The sequence below is a fragment of the Aequorivita sp. IT1183 genome (assembly GCF_058068265.1).
Map to the genome: position 1 here is coordinate 540,270 of NZ_JBYRHS010000002.1, position 18,366 is coordinate 558,635.

The 18,366-nt window shown below is 37.9% G+C and carries 10 protein-coding genes; 3 read left to right on the forward strand and 7 right to left on the reverse strand.

Going from position 1 to position 18,366, the window contains the following annotated elements; genetic code table 11:
• Positions 1 to 37: 37 nt before the first annotated feature.
• The 3 genes from AC3RVF_RS05365 to lysA form a co-directional block, all read right to left on the reverse strand.
• Complete coding sequence (locus tag AC3RVF_RS05365; RefSeq protein WP_489692943.1) at positions 38 to 7,597, reverse strand: M36 family metallopeptidase; 7,560 nt, start codon at positions 7,595 to 7,597, stop codon at positions 38 to 40.
• Positions 7,598 to 7,756: 159 nt separating this feature from the next.
• Positions 7,757 to 7,948: a cold-shock protein gene (locus tag AC3RVF_RS05370; RefSeq protein ID WP_026451656.1), complete on the reverse strand. Its 192-nt coding sequence runs from the start codon at positions 7,946 to 7,948 to the stop codon at positions 7,757 to 7,759.
• A 261-nt stretch (positions 7,949 to 8,209) separates the two neighbouring features.
• Complete coding sequence (gene lysA / locus AC3RVF_RS05375) at positions 8,210 to 9,415, reverse strand: diaminopimelate decarboxylase (protein WP_489690726.1); 1,206 nt, start codon at positions 9,413 to 9,415, stop codon at positions 8,210 to 8,212.
• 198 nt (positions 9,416 to 9,613) lie between these two features.
• Between lysA and sucC the strand changes: the two genes are divergently transcribed.
• Positions 9,614 to 10,804 (forward strand): ADP-forming succinate--CoA ligase subunit beta, encoded by a 1,191-nt coding sequence (sucC, locus tag AC3RVF_RS05380; protein ID WP_489690725.1) that lies wholly within the window; start codon positions 9,614 to 9,616, stop codon positions 10,802 to 10,804.
• 115 nt (positions 10,805 to 10,919) lie between these two features.
• Here sucC and AC3RVF_RS05385 read toward each other — a convergent pair whose 3' ends face one another.
• Complete coding sequence (locus tag AC3RVF_RS05385; protein ID WP_489690724.1) at positions 10,920 to 12,200, reverse strand: DUF2254 domain-containing protein; 1,281 nt, start codon at positions 12,198 to 12,200, stop codon at positions 10,920 to 10,922.
• Positions 12,201 to 12,406: 206 nt separating this feature from the next.
• On the opposite strand from AC3RVF_RS05385, the gene AC3RVF_RS05390 reads away from it, so the two are divergent.
• On the forward strand, positions 12,407 to 12,841 hold the full coding sequence (locus tag AC3RVF_RS05390) for an Hsp20/alpha crystallin family protein (protein ID WP_489690723.1): 435 nt from the start codon (positions 12,407 to 12,409) through the stop codon (positions 12,839 to 12,841).
• Positions 12,842 to 12,913: 72 nt separating this feature from the next.
• Here the strand turns inward: AC3RVF_RS05390 and rluF are convergent, their stop codons facing one another.
• Positions 12,914 to 13,807: a 23S rRNA pseudouridine(2604) synthase RluF gene (gene rluF, locus AC3RVF_RS05395; RefSeq protein ID WP_489690722.1), complete on the reverse strand. Its 894-nt coding sequence runs from the start codon at positions 13,805 to 13,807 to the stop codon at positions 12,914 to 12,916.
• A gap of 75 nt (positions 13,808 to 13,882) precedes the next feature.
• Here rluF and AC3RVF_RS05400 point away from each other — a divergent pair, with 75 nt between their 5' ends.
• Complete coding sequence (locus AC3RVF_RS05400) at positions 13,883 to 15,409, forward strand: GH3 family acyl-acid amido synthetase (RefSeq protein ID WP_489690721.1); 1,527 nt, start codon at positions 13,883 to 13,885, stop codon at positions 15,407 to 15,409.
• Positions 15,410 to 15,413: 4 nt separating this feature from the next.
• Here AC3RVF_RS05400 and AC3RVF_RS05405 read toward each other — a convergent pair whose 3' ends face one another.
• Together AC3RVF_RS05405 and uvrB are read right to left on the reverse strand one after the other, a co-directional pair.
• A complete protein-coding gene (locus AC3RVF_RS05405; RefSeq protein WP_489692944.1) occupies positions 15,414 to 16,064 on the reverse strand; it encodes a hypothetical protein in 651 nt (216 codons plus the stop codon).
• Between the two features lie 131 nt (positions 16,065 to 16,195).
• Complete coding sequence (gene uvrB / locus AC3RVF_RS05410; RefSeq protein ID WP_489690719.1) at positions 16,196 to 18,193, reverse strand: excinuclease ABC subunit UvrB; 1,998 nt, start codon at positions 18,191 to 18,193, stop codon at positions 16,196 to 16,198.
• Positions 18,194 to 18,366: the final 173 nt, after the last annotated feature.

Genomic DNA, 18,366 nt, shown 5'->3' on the forward strand with positions numbered 1-18,366 from the left:
AATCGGAAGGGTTTTCTTTTAAATTAATAATCTGTACTTATTCCTTAATAAGTCTTTTGGTTATTCTACCGTTTTCACCTTGTATAATTACTATATAGGTTGCTGCGGCCATTTCAGAAATATCGATAGCCTTTTCAGTGCCCATGCTTCTAAGATCTATGCTTTTCACCATTCTTCCTCTAATATCAAAGATCTCGAGTTTTTCTAGTGAAAGACTTTGTGGATTACCTATGGTAACACTATGCTTGGCAGGGTTTGGATACATTTGTATACTGCCAATGTTTGCATTGTTATCGCCTACACCCAATACACTTTCAACGATAAGTTCAAAGTCGCAAGTTGATACGTTACCGTATTCATCTTCCGCAGTAAAGGTAATGGTATAAGTTCCATCAGATAATGGTGTGCCAGCTACAGGATCTTGTGAAATTATTGTTACAGGATCTGTGCAATTGTCTATTGCAGTTGCTTCACCATTTGCAAAGTAATCTGGGAGAATGTAAAATACATTCCCAGGTCCCGGATCAACAGTTTGGTCTAGTGGACACGTGAGAACAGGCGCTAAAAGATCTACAACTGTTACCTCAGCGGTACAAGTTGCTAGATTGCCATTAACATCAATTGTAAACACTTGAACTGTTACTGGGGTTCCAATATCACTACAACTAAACATTGTAATATCTACAGCTACAGCAAAAATGCCACATATATCTGTATTGCTAGCTATTACATCCATTGGATCTAAAATAGCGGTTCCATTAGCACCAAGCTCCAAAGTAAAGTCTTGACAAACCAAGACCGGGCTTGTGTTATCTTCAACAGTTACTATAGCGGTACAAGTACTGCTGTTTCCATTTACATCGGTGACAGTAAGAACAACCGTGTTATCGCCTACGTCTGAACAATCAAAGGTATCAATATCCAAAGCGTAAGTAGCTATTCCACAAGCATCCGTACTTCCGCCATCGACATCAGCTCCTACAATGGTTACCACACCAGTTATTGGATCTAATTGTACTGTGATGTTTTGGCAGTTTGCAACTGGCGCTGTAATATCCTCTACTGTTACAATTGCTGTACATGTATTAGAATTACCGTGAATATCTGTAACCGTTAACGTTACAGGGTTATCACCCACATCGCTACAATCAAAACTACTTGGACTTACAGATGATGTTGCAATTCCGCAAGCATCAGAGCTGCCACCATCAACATCTGCGGCAACAATTGTTGCATTTCCAGAAGCGTCTAATTGTATCGTTATATTCTGGCAGACCATTGTTGGTGGCTCGTTATCCGTTACCGTAATTGTAAAGCTACATACTGTTGTATTTCCACCGGCATCCGTGGCCGTGTATTCTACAGTGTTTACTCCTACAGGGAAACTACTTCCGCTTGGAAGGCCTCCAGTTTGAGAAGCCGTTGCGCTGCAATTGTCAAAGACTAATGGCATTGCGAAATTTACAACCGCACTACAGAAACCAGCATCAGAATTAGCTGTTATATCTGCAGGACATACAATGGTTGGTGGTATACTGTCTTCTACAGTAACTACAGCCACACAAGTACTTGTATTTCCATTTACATCCGTTACCGATAAGGTTACGTTGTTAGGACCAATATCTGCACAAGTGAAATCTGTTACATCTATAGAAGTGCTTGCAATTCCGCAGGCATCTGTACTACCTCCATCAACATCTGCTGCCACTATGGAAACATTTCCTGTAGCATCTAATTGTACAGTTATGTTTTGGCAAACTGTTGTTGGTGCTACATTGTCTTCTACATTTACTGTAGCATTACAAGTACTTATATTTCCTATTGCATCTGTAACTGTCAACATAACAGTGTTAGCTCCTACATCTGCACAAGTAAAGCTACTAGGCGAAACACTCAAAGTAGCAATTCCGCAATTATCTGTGCTACCACCGTCAACATCGGCTCCTACTATGGAAACGTTTCCTGTTGCATCTAATTGAACAGTAATGGTTTGGCATAAAGCTATTGGAGCTTCTACATCGAGTACGATTACATCAAAACTACAAGTGTCTGTATTTCCTGACGCGTCTGTAGCTGTAAATGTATTGGTTGTAGTTCCAACAGGGAAAGTACTTCCACTTGGTAATCCTACGGTTTGTGAGATAGTACTACTTGGCAAATCGTAAATCAAGGTTCCATTAAATACTCTTGGAGTGAAAACACTTCCAAATGGGGTATTAGAAGCTGATCCCATTGACATCGATAAATCGGCATTAGAATAGTTTTGATTAGCTCCCGTTCCATTGGTATAATTGTGCCCGTGTGTTGCATCCATTACTATAGCAATTCCATAACTCGTTGCTGCGTTTAAAGTAAATGGAGTAGTTAGAACCGCTAATGACGGATTATCTATACCTGCAGCAGTTCCAGTACCTGAGCCCACTAACGTCCATAATCCAGCGTTTGTTTCATTGCCTACATGCGTTCCTGGCGTGGTATAAACATCAATACTAAATGCGCCACCAGCTCCGGCAGCAGTGTTCACTTCAAGCGAATTAATATTTAAATTAGTACCCGCGATTGTAACATTAAAATAAACAGCACCTCCAAAATTACCACTATTGTTTGAGGCAAAGAGTGATGTTAATGAGCCTGATCCAACACAATTATCTGTCGCTGTAGGCATAGGGTAAGTAACAACTGCGCCACACATACCAGCATCGTTATTTACTATCATATTTGCTGGGCAGGTAATTACTGGATCTTCAGTATCATTCACAGTAACGTCGAATGAACAAGTTACAATTGGATTGATACCATCATTATACTCAAAAGTGTTTGTAGTTGTACCTACTGGAAACGCACTTCCAGAAGGAAGACCTGCGGTTTGCGTTAGACCACCATTAGCGTCCCGCGCAAAGGCTATACCATCTAAAGCTGTTGCTGTAACACCAACAAAGGTAACTACACCCGAAGTAAGATCTAAAGTTGCTAAATAATTTGGCCCACTACCACCAAAACCATCATTCACGCCAACATACATAACGTCGGCTATACTCGAATCCATAGTGCTTAATTTTGGATTAGCAAGTGGTGGAAATCCATTGAAAGTAACCGCTGCAATAGCAGTATCTAAACCAGTGACTTGATTAACGCTATACAAAGTACCGCCACCATTTGCATCACAACGATATAGCGTGCTGTTGGCAGAAAAAGCCATTCCATTACCAGGATTGCAGCTACCCGTAGAACCTATTAAATTAATAGCAGCGGTTCCAAGATCAATATCGCCTAAATCAACACATCCACCTCCCAGGATTGCATCAATAAACATTTTATTATCGGAAGGTCGCGAAGACATATCAAAAACTGGAGAACCTCCAGTGCCTGTTTGAGGGGTAAGAACCCCAACTTCGGTTCCAATTCCTGAAGATGGATCAATTGTTAATAGAACTTGCATATTATCTGAAATTCTTTTTCCTATTCCAAATAATTGTCCTGATGCAATATCATATTCTAGACCACCAACGTTATTAAAACCAATTGGTCCTATAGCAGTTGCTGAACCAGTTAATGGATCGATAATATGAAGCGTTGAAGGTGCTGAGCTACCTACTGCAGTTGTGCCGTATAAAATCTCTGTACCTATTGGACAATTATCTGTTACAGTTGGCATTGGGTAGGTTACCACTGCACTACATACATTTGCGTCATTATCAACTATAATATTTCCAGGACAAGTGATTACCGGATTTTCAATGTCATTAATTGTAACATCGAAGGAACAGCTTTGCACTGGATTTATCCCATCGTCAAATTCAAAAGTGTTGGTAGTTGTACCAACTGGGAAAGTACTTCCGCTTGGCAATCCTGCTGTTTGAGTAATTGCACCGCTTGCACCAAAAATGGTGTAGCCATTCCATCGGTCATTTGCATATATCCACGCTTGACTGTTTTCATAAGCAAAACCGAAATCGGTCGTGGTTAAACCGATTGAAGTCGCAGCGCCGTATGCACCTGTTGCTCTATCATATAAATGAACAGATTGGGTGGTTTTGTCATAAATTGCATATTCACTACCCACTATACCAGTATAACCTACAGAATATAAGGCATACACAGAACCAACAGGTATTCCTGTAAGTACTAATGTTCCACTTGTAATCCCTGTAGCTCTGTCAACTTGTGTAATTGACCCGGCATCGTAATAAATTATTTCATTATTACCATAATCTAGGTCTCCACAAGATTGATTATTGGGTTGATTAGCGGGAAAAATAGGTGTTAAATTACCATCTGGACAGTCTCCTGCTAGGTCAGTGCTAAACACACCAGCTGTAAAACCTCCGTTTGCTTCTGATTGACTTAAGGATGCATTCCACCACACACCTCTATAAGAAATCCCACTCGCAACATCGCTAATAAAAGCACCAGTCGTACCATCAAAACAATCTAAAGGATACGCAGCAGATCCAGCATTTGCGCTATAATATCTATCTGCTATAGGATTATAACTAACTCCAGATCTATTTCCGGTACCACCTGCTGAAGAAATTAATTGTAACGTGGCAATACCATTTGCCAATGGAGAGCTACTGCAACCGGAAGGAGTATCGACCGTGTAAGTAACTACAGCACCACAAATTCCCGGATCATTGTCTTGGATAATGTTTCCTGGACAAACAAATGGGCCACCGACTCCGCCACTAATTACATTAACAATAGCAGAACAGGTTGAAGTTGCTCCATTGTCGTTTGTAACTTCAACTGGAATCGTGTTCATACCTATATCTGCACAAGTAAAACTGACTGTTGGAGCTAAAGGGCTTCCAGCCAAAACTGTATAACCACCGCAATCAACAGTAACGCTATGCAATAAGTCGGCTGCATTTACAGTTGCATTTCCGGAGGGATCAAGTGTAACATCAAAAACTGGAGCAACAATTTCATAATCGTAATCTATACCCCAACTAACTAAGTTCCCCGTGTCTGCACCGGCATTATCAGAGACTGTTAATTCCCATACGCCCAATGTACTTTGTCCATCAAAAACTGATAGTGGATTGTTTGGAGTAAACAATCCGCTGATTGTTGGTACAGTTCCAGCGCACTCATTTTCAATTGGATTGGCTGCTTCGTCATCAAGTATCGCATCTATATCATTACCACCACACCCAAATGTGCCTGGAGGTGCACCAATTCTATCAACAATTGTTACGGTTGGCCCTGCAGGAGATTTTATTTTAATTATAAGATCACCGACAAAGGTGTGTGTTAAATTTAAAATAATATCTAAATCTGAAATCGTAACATTTTCGGTAACATTCATGAGGGAAGTTATTCCAGCCGCATTATTATCTGGTATTGCCACTCCAGGACTTTCAGATTTTGATCCCGTCATTGGTATCGCACCTGAACCTTTACAAATAATTACAGGTGGGTCATTGGTTACATTAATATCATCAGTAAGTATAGTTGATGCACCACTACAAAGATCATTAACAGTATAAGTAACTGTCACCAAACCTGGACCGCCAACACTTGGATCAAAAGTAAATGTACCGCCATTATCGGTCACACCCGGACCGCCGTAAACACCACCTGCTGGCGTTCCACCAGAAAGACCGGTTTGAATTCCGTCAGAAAGGCAAACTTCGTCAATAGTATCAAAACCTGAAAAACCTGGTGGTAAATCAAAAGCTTCTGTACCATCTGTTTTACTTGATGATGATCCTTGATTAGCACTAAATCCTAATCCTCTATCTGCAAATGCTTGCCAAATTGTACATAAGTGAGCACCTCCATAAAGCGCTTGATCTGCCGCAATAATTGCATCGCGACCATCAACAAATCCTGGGCTACACGGCTGTATTTTTAATCCTTCAGTTACAATTGCCAAGGCAACATTATTTCCACCTGTACCATTATAAAAATCTGGATCAAATCCGTCTGTTGCAATAATTTCCCAGGTCATATCCCAAAGCATAGTAGCCCAAACTTCTCCAACACCGTGTGGAGCTACCATAGTAATAATATCATCATATGTATGGTTGTTAACGGCAAAGTCAGTACTGTATCTCTGAGTTCGAACCCCAGGACCATTAGTAGGTTGGCCTAAAAGATAAGTACCTACCCCTCTAGCATCAGTTCCTGTGTCTCCGGCTTCAATGGTTACTAATAGACCATAAAAGTCGCTCCAACCTTCGCCCATCTGTTCTTGGTTACCTAAACAACCAACATTTAGAGCACCTCCAGTTAGCCTATTAGAAACACCATGGCCATATTCATGAACAACAACTCCAGCATCAAGATTACCATCATGTGAAGGGGTAGCGTTGTTACATAAAAACATATTCATTGTTGGATTTGAACCATCGGCAGGAGTACCAAAAGTAGCATTACAATTACCTGGCGCTTGGGCATTGGCATTAACACTGTCTGATCCTAATCCTCCATTTCCATAATTATTTTCTTGAAAGTTCCCACTAACTTCATCAAAACCATATTGATATAAAACATCGTGCGTTATATTATTCCAATAAAACAAATTAGTAATATAGGGTGCTGTATTTAATGCTGGATCTTGCGCTAAATTAATAGGAAAGTCAAATGTTAGCGAAGCAGTTCCATCTGGACGATCTAGAACTTTATGAGCATCAACATTATTACCTGTAGTTACTGTAAATTCGGCACCAGTAGCACCATTTGTATCATGCCACCCAAAAGGAGAAGCCATAAGATCCTCTGGATCAATTACCAAGGTGCGTGTCATACTGCCATGGTTTGGAGATTCCATAGGCATGGCATATACTCTATAACCGCTTGCTAAAGTAGATACAGGCTCATTAATTGAGGGAACAGCATTTTTTTTGTTTACTACCTCCGTTTCAATTTCTGTTAAAGGACCAAAGACTGATACCATTTCAATTACATTTTCTCCGTGAAAATGCTCATTATGTTCATCCATAATATTACAAGAAACCGTCCAATTTTCTTTGTCTATTATTTTTCCTGTTGAAGCATCCACACGAAAATTCCACCAATCCGTTGAAGTTTTTTCGGCTATGGAAAGTTCCCAAACAAGTTGTGTGCCTATTCCTTCTCTATAATAGTACATTAATTTTACGGGAACATCCACTAAAGATATTCCTGCTTTATTATAAATGGCGGCTTTATTTTTGCCGCCTATACTTTTTAATTCTTGAAGATTGGAAACTTTGTAACCCATCTGTCCAGCCACAGAAGAGATTGCCTGGCTTGCCGAAATTGCTTGTGAATTACTTTTAAGTGTTGCACTTACATCTGTTAGAAATTTATTGTGCTCCGTTAAAACTTTACCAGTTTTATCTAGATGAACACTAGATTCTGTGCCATACACTTCCAAACCGTTAATAGCTTGTCTTAAATAAATGTGGTGAATGCCGCTCGTTCGGCTTATGTGCTCATTAGTAATTACATACTGATTACTTTTTTGCTGTATTAGTTGGTTTAGCGAAATGGTTGATGGTTTTGCGGCCATTTGCGCTGCTTCCTTTTCTTTTTCAGGGTTTTTGTGCTGTGCAGATAGCTGAATAGTCAGCATACACAACACCATTAGGAGTAGTGTCGATTTTTTCATAATAAAAATATGGTTTAGTTAGTTCCATAAATTTAAAATAAAATATTGGGAATCAACGGGTTAAAATCACAAAATTTTAACAATTACAATAATTGCAAAAACTTTGACAAAAAAAAACCTCCCGAATTGGGAGGCTTTGTCTTAAAAAAATTGTGTGTATTAAAGTACTTTTACGTTAACCGCGTTCAATCCTTTTTTTCCTTCTTGAAGATCAAATTCAACTTCGTCACCTTCACGAACTTCGTCGATTAGGCCTGAAATGTGTACAAAATGTTCTTTGTTGGTTCCTTCTTCAGTGATAAAACCAAAACCTTTGGTGTCGTTGAAGAATTTTACTGTTCCTTTGTTCATTGTATTTAAATAAATAATTAATATAAGCGGCAAAGATAGTATTATTATTAACATAGAAGCTAATTTCTAATATTTATTTTAATAATCTAAAAAATTAAATTATTCATCTTAATTTAACGCTTCCACTAAACATTTTCCCTTTCAAGCCCCTCTTTTCCTTTATAAGCGTTAATTGAATACGCCTAGTCGCTATTCATTAAAAGTATAGGTGTGAATTTTTTTCGATTAAAAAGACTTATTCCAGTTTAAGCAACCAAAATATTATAAATCAATTGCTATTTGATTTTTTAAGATATCTTCAAAAGTCTCCCTTTTTCTAATTAAGTGCGCTTTTCCTTTATACCAAAGTACTTCAGCCGGTCGATAACGCGAATTGTAATTGCTTGCCATTGTAAAGCAATAAGCCCCCGCATTATGAAACGAAAGCATATCTCCTTCGTGTATTTCTGGAATTCGTCTGTTATTTGCAAAAGTGTCAGTTTCGCAGATATAACCTGTTACTGTGTAAAAACGATCTCTACCGTGTGGTCGAGAAATGTTCGAAATTTCGTGTTGCGAACCGTAAAGCATTGGGCGAATTAAGTGATTAAAACCACTATCAACTTGCGCAAAAACGGTAGAAGTGGTTTGTTTTATTACATTCACTTTTACTAAAAACTGTCCTGCTTCACTCACCAAAAACTTACCTGGCTCAAAAGCTAAGGTTAGTTTTTTGCCGTATTTTTTACTGAAATCATTAAAACGCTTACTCAGTTTTTTTCCAAGTTCTTCTACATTAGTTTCAATATCGCCTTCTTTATAAGGTACTTTGAAACCGCTTCCGAAGTCAATAAATTCAAGATTATCGAAATTTTCGGCAGCATTAAAAAGTATTTCCGAAGCGTAAAGAAAAACATCAATATCAAGAATATCGCTACCCGTATGCATATGGATTCCGTTGATGTTCATCCCCGTGTTTTCAACAATCCGTTTCAACAAAGGCATTTGATGGATAGAAATTCCAAACTTACTATCAATATGTCCCACGGAAATATTTGCATTCCCACCAGCCATAACGTGCGGATTTATACGAATACAAACCGGAGTTTTGGGGTGTTTGGTTCCAAACTGTTCCAAAATGGAAAGATTGTCAATGTTTATCTGTACGCCAAGTTTAGCCGCTTTTTCTATTTCTTCCAAAGAAATTCCGTTTGGCGTATAGATTATGTTTTCAGGTTTCGCACCCGCTTCTAAGCCAAGCATTACTTCCTGAATAGAAACGGTATCTAAACCGCTACCCATATTTACGAGCAGTTTCAAAATTGAAATATTTGAAAGTGCTTTTACTGCATAATTAATCTTCAACTTCTCCACCTTATCAAAAGCGCTGGTTAAACGTTTATACTGCTTTTCAATTTTAGCAGCGTCATAAACATAAACAGGGCTTCCAAATTCTTGGGCAATTGCCAAAAGGTCTTGATTTTTCATGGGTTTTGAGAATAAGTTTTTTTTAATTTAGGGCACAAATTTAAGAATGTATTGCCAAATACATTCCTCTCAGATACTTAATTTTTACAATTCTGTAAATCAATGTAAAAACAGAAGTACAAAGCTTTAAAAAACATTAGTCCATTCCTACAACATTTGTTATTTTTGCGTTCCATAAACAAGTACAAAACCGATACTATGAATTTACACGAATATCAGGGAAAAGAAATTTTAAACAGTTTTGGCGTTGAAATACAGCGCGGTATTGTGGCTACAACTCCAGCAGAAGCTGTGGAAGCCGCAAAAAAACTTACCGAAACAACGGGAACAGGCTGGCACGTTATTAAGGCTCAAGTTCACGCAGGTGGTCGCGGAAAAGGTGGCGGTGTAAAACTAGCTAAGAATATAAAAGAAGTTGAAGATATTGCAGGAAATATAATCGGGATGAACCTTGTTACTCCGCAAACAACTGCGGAAGGTAAAAAAGTACACCAAATTTTGGTTGCTGAAGATGTTTATTACCCTGGCGATAATGAGCCTGAAGAATATTATATGAGCGTTCTATTAAATCGTTCAACTGGAAGAAATATGATTATGTATTCTACCGAAGGTGGAATGGATATAGAAACGGTTGCTGAAGAAACTCCACATTTAATCTTTACAGAAGAAGTTGACCCTGCAGTTGGCCTTTTAGGCTTTCAAGCTAGAAGAATTGCTTTCAATCTTGGATTGAGTGGAAAAGCATTCAAAGAAATGACGAAGTTCGTTACGGCACTTTACAGAGCTTATAACGAGTCTGATTCTTCTTTATTCGAAATAAACCCTGTACTAAAAACAAGCGATGATAAAATTATAGCTGTTGATGCTAAAGTAAGTATTGATGACAATGCACTTTTTCGTCACAAAGATTATTTAGCAATGCGCGATATTCGCGAAGAAAATGCTGTAGAAGTTGAAGCGCAAGAAAAAGGCCTAAACTATGTTGACCTTGACGGAAACGTAGGTTGTATGGTAAACGGTGCCGGACTTGCAATGGCAACTATGGATCTTATTAAACAAGCTGGTGGAGAGCCTGCAAACTTCCTTGACGTTGGTGGTACAGCAAACGCAGAACGCGTAGAAGCTGCTTTCAAGTTAATTTTGAAAGACCCGAACGTAAAAGCAATTTTAGTAAATATTTTTGGAGGTATTGTTCGTTGTGATCGTGTAGCTCAAGGTATTGTTGATGCTTACAAAAACATGGGAACTATCCACGTGCCAATTATTGTTCGTCTTCAAGGTACAAATGCAGATATTGCAAAAGAATTGATTGACAATAGTGGACTAGACGTTCAGAGCGCTATTGAATTTCAAGAAGCTGCAGATAAAGTAAAGGCAGTACTTTCTTAAAAAAGAATATATTTTATTTAAAAAAACCCTTCGCAGTTGCGAAGGGTTTTTTTTTGCATTTATAATTGATGAAGGATAATCTTTTAGAAGAGCTTCTTAAAATTTTGAAAAGCTATCATAATTGTTCTGCAACCATTTTTTCAATTAAAGCAACATCCGTTTCAGAATCAAAAGATTTTTTAGCCTGCTTTAAAAGTGCGGTCATTTCTTCTTTTACTATATTATGATAGTATTCTTCGGCCGTAGGTTGTTTTAGAAGATACATCATCATCCACAGTAGCTTTTCTACCATGATTGGGTCGTGTTTGCAGTAAGTACGCAATGATGCCATAACATTATACATTAGCTCCTTAAACGTTACAACTGCAACTCTAAGATTTGCCTTTTCTTCGTGTACAATAATTCCGTTGTCTGCTTTTTGCATCCGCAACGCAAACAAATCGGTTAAATAATCAACAGCATTAATTGCGGTTCCAGGATCGTTTATTCCAGGAGACATTGCTTTTACTGCAATCTCTGTAATCTGCTTAAAAGCCAAGGCATAATTATCTTCAACGAGCTCTCCACGCGCAAAACTGATGTTGGATATTAAGGAATCAACTATTTTAGCATCCAACGGTTTCTCAGATTTTAGAAAAATTCCATTTTTCAGAACAAAAAGCCCTTTTGGCACCGTAATAAAAATCTTGGTTTCCTCCTGTTCGCATGTTTTTAATATGTTTAGAATAGAAATATTCTGAAAATAGCCACTGCGTCCCGCGTTGTATTCAAACCAATTGGAAGTATCTGGAAAATCCTTTGTTTGCCCCTTTTCTGAATCAATCAGTTTAATAAGCCTCCTTTCAGCCTTCGCGAAAATCCCATCCAAAATATTGTTAATCTGTATGCTCTGCGAAATGTTGTGAATAAAATAAATAAAAGCTATCAAGCAAATAATAGTTAATACAATACCCAAAAGCACCGAAAACCCCGGAAGAGTATATTTATCTTCACTAGGTTCTATTGAGAAAAGTGTAAAAATATTATAAAGAATCGTCGCGAGGTAAGTACCTAAAATAAACTGGTGTCGCTTGTCGCTAATTAAACCCGGAAGCAACCGTGGAGAATAATTACTCGACGCTTGACTTAACAGAAGCATTACCATTGAAAAGCTAAAAACCATTAATGATATTAGTCCCCCAAGACAAGCGCTAAGTACGGATAATGCGGTATCGCCATCTTCCACCATCAACAGTGGAAATACGTCCATTATTTCTCTCGAAATTCCCCGTCCCTCCAGATAAATCATTATAATAGCAACGATAAAGCCCGTAATAGCAAGCAAGGTCGGATAGAAAGCTATTTTGCTTTCTATAGTATTGAAGAAATCAAAAACACGATTGAATATTTTTTTCATAGCGATTTAGTTAGCAATATAAAAGTACTGAAACGATATGCTTTAAATCTTAAAAAGGAATTAATGTTATAAATGAAGATCGGAAGCGCGACATAAAGTCATATTAAATAACAAGAATTACGACAAAATGTCCACTTTCGAGTTGTGGAATTATAATTGAATATTGAATGGAGAAATTAAGTTAAAACTCAAAACAATATATAGATATGAAAACAGTTAATAAAAGTAACATTTGGCTGCCAGGATTATTAGATAATTTACTAATGGACAGTAAATTGGATGCTTTAAATCACAATTATGAAACATTTAGCATTCCCGCGGTTAATATTATTGAAAATTTGACGAATTTTGCAATAGAACTTGCAATTCCGGGTTTTAGAAAAGAAAACCTTACTATTGAGGCTGAGGAAGATACATTGATTGTAGCTTCAAAAAAAGCAGAATCGAAAGAGGAAAAAGATAACGATTTACGTTATACGAGAAGAGAGTTTAACTACAACAATTTTGAACGTAGTTTTACACTTCCAGAAAATATAAATACAGAAGATATTCAAGCCAACTATGAAAATGGTGTTTTGAAGATTATTCTTCCAAAAATAGAGGAAAAGAAAGCTTTGAAGAAAATGGTTGAGATTTCATAATTGAAATTTAATTTGGTTAGTTAGTTGAAATGACCGCGTGCTACTCAATCGGTGCGCGGTTTTTTCATGGTGCTAATTAGGCCCTCTTCTCCTTTTTCCGCCTGTGCTTTTTTGCTCACTTTTTAACTTGCGCTCCTCCCGTCTAATTACTTCAGGTTTTTTAGTTTCTTCTAATTTTTGACGATTCTCCTTTTTATAATCCTTCGGTAAGCCATCACTGTCTTTTACAGATTCTTTTAAAGCTTTTAACTCTTCCGCAGTAAGATCGCGCCACTGCCCTACTGGCAAATCGCCCAACTCCAAATTCATTATTCTAATTCGCTGCAGCGCTACAACTTCATAGCCCAAATATTCACACATTCTTCGAATCTGTCTATTTAAACCTTGCACCAAAAAAATCCGGAATTCAAACCTGCTGATTTTTTCAACTTTACATCTTTTTGTAACCGTATCTAAAATAGGGATTCCGGAAGCCATTCTTTTTACAAATTCATCTGTAACATGTCTATCAACTTTTACAATGTATTCCTTTTCGTGTTGGTTTCCCGCACGAAGTATTTTATTTACAATATCGCCTTGATTAGTCAATAACAACAATCCTTCGCTAGGCTTGTCTAATCTCCCAACAGGAAAAATACGCTCTGGATGCTTTACAAAATCTACTACATTATCATCAAAACGGGTATCTGTTGTGCAGGTTATACCCACGGGTTTATTTAGCATTATGTAAACCTCGGTATCATTTTTAGTAATAAGTTTATCGTCTACTCGCAGTTCATCGCCCGGCATCACTCGATCTCCAAGTGTACTCTTTTCGCCATTTACAGTCACGCGGCCTCTTTCAATTAAAGTATCTGCCTCGCGGCGGGAACAGTAACCACTATCGCTAATAGCTTTATTCAATCGTACGGAGTCTGGGTGATGCATCTCTTTTTTTTTTGCAAAGATACCATTATTGCCACGCATATAAAAAAGGTTAAAATTGATTTAATTCCTTCCTCAAACTTTCTGAAAAATTGTAGCTTCATCAAAAATTTAAAAATGGCTATACTCGGTTCCATTATAAAAACAGCGATCGATCTTCGCGGAGCAATAGTTTCAGAAAAATCGGCTGTTGAATCGCAAAAAGAAGTTTTAAAACATTTGCTTGAAAGTGCAAAGGATACTGCTTTCGGAAAATATTACGGATTCTCAAAAATTCTTGAATCTAACGATATTCAGAAATCCTTTTCAGAAAAAGTGCCGTATTTCGATTATAACCAAATGGAGTCTGAATGGTGGTGCAAAACTCAAGAAGGATTGCAAGATATCTGTTGGCCAGGCTCACCCAAATATTTTGCCCGAAGCAGCGGAACAACAGGGAAAACTTCAAAAAGAATACCTGTAACCGAAAAAATGATTGAAGCCATCCGCACCACTGGGATTAAACAAGTTGGTGCATTAACGAATTTTGAAATCCCTTCAGATTTCTACGAAAAGGAAATAATGATGTTGGGCAGTAGTACAGATTTAGAGAAACAAGATCAATTTTTAGAAGGCGAAATAAGCGGTATTAGCGCTAGCAATATTCCGTTTTGGTTTCGCGGATATTACAAGCCTGGCGAAGAGATTGCACAAATGGAGGATTGGGACCAAAAAGTTGAAACCATAGCCAAGAATGCTCGTAAATGGGACATTGGCGCTCTCAGCGGAATTCCATCGTGGATGGAGCTTATGATGAAAAAGGTAATTGAATATCACGACGCAAAAAACATTCACGAGATTTGGCCCAATTTGCAAGTGTTCACTTCTGGCGGCGTAGCGTTTCAACCCTATGAAAAAAGTTTTAATCAATTGTTGGCGCATCCAATTATTGTAATTGATACCTATTTAGCTTCGGAAGGATTTTTGGCGTTTCAAAACAGGCCAGATACTACTTCAATGAAACTTGTGACGGACAACGGAATTTATTTTGAATTTGTCCCTTTCAAGCCTGAATACATAAACGAGGACGGATCACTTTTACGAGATGCACCCGCATTAACCATTGCCGAAGTTGAAAAAGATGTGGATTATGTTCTAATTATCAGCACTGTTTCTGGCGCTTGGCGCTATTTAATTGGCGACACAATTGCGTTTACAGATATTGAAAAGGCCGAAATTAAAATCACTGGTCGCACTAAATTCTTTTTAAATGTTGTTGGATCGCAGCTTTCAGTTAATAAAATGGAAGTCGCTTTACGCGAAATGGAGGAGAAATTCGATATTGAAATTCCAGAGTTTACCATTGCTGCAGTAAAGATTGATGGTGAATTTTATCACCATTGGTATTTGGGTTCTGAAACTAATATAAATGCTGAAGAAATAGCCAATGCGCTGGATGAAGCCCTAAAAGAAGCTAATAATAACTATGCCGTGGCGCGTTCAAAAGCATTAAAAGGCGTGATAGTAACTACGATAGATTCAGCGATTTTCCACGAATGGAATGCTAAAAATAAAAAGAAAGGCGGACAAGTAAAGATGGAAAAAGTGATGGGTGAAGAGAAGTTTGCAGCTTGGGAAGCATTTGTGAAAACGCAGAAATCTTGATGTATTAGTCTTTCATTCCTGCAATTTCGGGGTCTTCCTCTACTTTATTTTTGTTAATAAGCTCCATTACTTCTTCAGGTGAAATATAAAGTCTGCGGATTCGCTCTTTGTATTCTTCAGTTAGATTTGCGTTTTCTAAAATGAAGTTTTTCGTCTTTAAAATATAATCACCCATTCCGTGGGCAACTGCATAAGTATCAGCGGCACGTTCTACTTCCTTAATGTGTGCTGAAGAGAAAAGATACTTCAATCCAAAAATTACCATCCCAACGTTTGTGCGTTCGCGATAATCCATTAAGTGTCCAAGTTCGTGACCAATCCAACCCACTTTTACGTCTGAAGGAATATCGTCCATGGTGAATTTTTCGCCTTCAATTTGGATATTTCTACTTATCAAAATAACGTATTCCCTCTCACTACTAGCCTTAAACAAACTAGTAAACCGCGGTTGTGCCTGCATTGTAGACTTTTTAATATTATCCTTAAATTTGAATTCAATTGCAGTATCGTACAATTCTGGATAAAATGATATAGCCTCAATCACTTCCTTTTTGATACTCTCGGGAATTATTTTATTGTCTAAATTGATGTTTTGCGTCGGACTCATAGAAAGAGAAAAATACAAAATAGGTTTAATGAGAGACGTTAAAAACATTGTAAATTTTGGATTTTGTTAATTCGAGATTTGTTATTTTCTATTATTCTTTTTTATATCATAGAATACTATTTCAAAATCGAATTGCGCAATAAAATAGAAACTATAATGGCTCGAGATGAATCGCGCGCCTACAGGGTTTCTAATTGCTTTTGAAATGTTTTTATTTTATCGCGGAGCTTGGCAGCCATCATAAAATCTAAATCTTTTGCCGCTGTTTCCATCGCTTTGCGAGTGTCGCGGATTTTCTTTTCTATTTGTGCTTTTGTCAAATACTCAACTTCAGATTCTGCAGCTAGACTTTCTGCTGTTTCAAAAGAATAAGCGGCTTGTTTTGACTTAGTCAACGCATTTTCAAACGACTTTTTAATTGCGGTTGGAGTGATGCCGTGTTTTAAATTATAAGCAATCTGTTTTTCCCTTTTGTAATTTGTACTGTCTATAGTCTTTTGCATACTATTGGTTATTTTATCTGCATACATAATTGCTTTCCCGTTCAGGTTCCGAGCGGCACGCCCTACTGTTTGAGTAAGCGAACGTTCGCTTCTCAAAAATCCTTCCTTATCGGCATCTAGAATTGCGACTAACGAAACTTCTGGCAAATCCAATCCTTCTCGCAACAGGTTTACTCCTACCAAAACATCAAACAGTCCAAGACGCAAATCCTGCATAATTTCCACCCGTTCCAAAGTATCCACATCGCTGTGAATATAACGAGTGCGAACTTGTACTCGAATTAAATATTTGGTAAGCTCTTCAGCCATTCTTTTAGTTAAAGTAGTAACTAAAATACGTTCGTCTTTTTCAATGCGAAGATGAATTTCTTCTAACAAATCATCAATTTGGTTTAAGCTTGGACGTACTTCAATTGGTGGGTCCAGCAAACCAGTAGGGCGAATTATCTGTTCCACAAACACACCGCCACTTTTTTCAAGTTCATAATCTGCAGGTGTTGCTGACACATAAATTACTTGGTTTTGCAGCGCCTCAAATTCCTCAAACTTTAACGGACGGTTGTCCATTGCCGCTGGCAAACGAAAACCGTAATCCACCAAATTTTCTTTTCGCGAGCGGTCACCACCATACATTGCGCCAACCTGCGGAATAGAAACGTGACTTTCATCTACGATCATTAAATAATCTGATGGAAAAAAATCTAACAAGCAGAATGGACGTGTGCCCGGAAGTCTCTGATCTAAGTAACGCGAGTAGTTTTCAATACCGCTACAGTAACCTAATTCACGAATCATTTCTAAATCGAAATTGGTACGTTCATCAAGTCGTTTAGCTTCCAAATGTTTTCCTATTTCACCAAAATATTCTACCTGCTTCACCAAATCATCCTGAATATTATGAATAGCACCTTGTAACACATCGGGAGAGGTTACAAACATATTTGCAGGGTAAATATTCAATCTTTCGTATTTTCCTTTTATATCGTTATTTTGCGGATCAAACACCTCAATTTCTTCAATTTCATCTCCAAAAAAATGGATTCTGTACGCATCATCTGCATGACCTGGAAAAACATCTACCGTGTCACCCTTTATTCTAAAACGGCCGTTATGAAACTCTGCTTCGGTTCGCGAATAGAGACTTTGTACCAGACGGTGCAATAGTTTTGTGCGGGAAATAGTTTGCCCTTTTTCTAAACTGATTACGTTTTTTTGAAATTCGGCTGGATTTCCGATACCATACAAACAAGAAACCGACGAAACCACAATTACATCCCTCCTGCCCGAAAGCAAGGACGAAGTTGTGCTAAGTCGCATTTTTTCAATTTCTTCGTTTATGGAAAGATCTTTCTCTATATAGGTGCCGCTACTTGGGATAAATGCTTCGGGCTGATAATAATCGTAATACGAAACAAAATATTCCACCGCATTTTCGGGAAATAAGTTTTTAAATTCTGTATAAAGCTGCGCGGCCAAGGTTTTGTTATGAGCCAAAACAAGTGTAGGTTTTTGCACCTGCTCTACCACATTGGCTACGGTGAAGGTTTTTCCAGAGCCAGTAACTCCGAGGAGTGTTTGGTATTTTTCGTCGGAATTAAGGCCTTCCACCAAGGATTTTATGGCCCTAGGTTGATCTCCCGTAGGCTGAAATTCTGATGCAATTTTAAAATTCATATTTTCTTTTTCAATGCGTTACAAAAGTACAAAAAATAGAGGTGAGACGTGAGCATTGAGACTTGCGAGGTGAGAAGTAGACTTCCCAGATTTTTGATATCTGTTTTTCATTAAAAATCAGCTGCGTTCTTTGTGCCTTTGCGGCGAATCGATTTCAGGCAAATTCAACAATT

Bases quoted from the DNA above. Each gene is read 5' to 3' on its own strand.
- AC3RVF_RS05385 (WP_489690724.1), bottom strand. From the start codon at position 12,200: ATGAAAAAAATATTCAATCGTGTTTTTGATTTCTTCAATACTATAGAA.
- lysA (WP_489690726.1), bottom strand. From the start codon at position 9,415: ATGAAAAATCAAGACCTTTTGGCAATTGCCCAAGAATTTGGAAGCCCT.
- AC3RVF_RS05400 (WP_489690721.1), top strand. From the start codon at position 13,883: ATGGCTATACTCGGTTCCATTATAAAAACAGCGATCGATCTTCGCGGA.
- rluF (WP_489690722.1), bottom strand. From the start codon at position 13,807: ATGCGTGGCAATAATGGTATCTTTGCAAAAAAAAAAGAGATGCATCAC.
- uvrB (WP_489690719.1), bottom strand. From the start codon at position 18,193: ATGAATTTTAAAATTGCATCAGAATTTCAGCCTACGGGAGATCAACCT.
- AC3RVF_RS05365 (WP_489692943.1), bottom strand. From the start codon at position 7,597: ATGAAAAAATCGACACTACTCCTAATGGTGTTGTGTATGCTGACTATT.
- sucC (WP_489690725.1), top strand. From the start codon at position 9,614: ATGAATTTACACGAATATCAGGGAAAAGAAATTTTAAACAGTTTTGGC.
- AC3RVF_RS05405 (WP_489692944.1), bottom strand. From the start codon at position 16,064: ATGTTTTTAACGTCTCTCATTAAACCTATTTTGTATTTTTCTCTTTCT.
- AC3RVF_RS05390 (WP_489690723.1), top strand. From the start codon at position 12,407: ATGAAAACAGTTAATAAAAGTAACATTTGGCTGCCAGGATTATTAGAT.
- AC3RVF_RS05370 (WP_026451656.1), bottom strand. From the start codon at position 7,948: ATGAACAAAGGAACAGTAAAATTCTTCAACGACACCAAAGGTTTTGGT.